At 70.8% G+C, this 264-nt stretch carries 1 protein-coding gene; it reads right to left on the reverse strand.

What is annotated here, in order from left to right; genetic code table 11:
• On the reverse strand, positions 1 to 264 hold a 264-nt coding region (locus FV226_RS27770; RefSeq protein WP_147765437.1), incomplete at both ends, for a transposase.

The raw sequence follows: 264 nt of genomic DNA on the forward strand, positions 1-264 counted from the left end.
ACACCCGGGTCAGCGCGCGCCAGCGGGTCAGCATATAGCGGAACGCCTTGGCCAGATCCGAGGGGCCGGAGAGCTGCGGCAGGATCGTCTCGGCCCAGGTTCTCAAGGCATCGGCCAGCGGGCGGGACCGGTCCTGTCGCCGTCGCTGTCGCTCATCGGGCGGCTGGCCGGCGATCTCGCGTTCGATGGCGTAGAGGGCGCCGATGCGCTCCAGCGCCTCCCCGGCGATGGCCGAGCCGGTCTTGGCGTGCACGTCGAAGAACT

It is taken from the genome of Methylobacterium sp. WL12 (genome assembly GCF_008039475.1).
GTDB lineage: Bacteria > Pseudomonadota > Alphaproteobacteria > Rhizobiales > Beijerinckiaceae > Methylobacterium > Methylobacterium cerastii.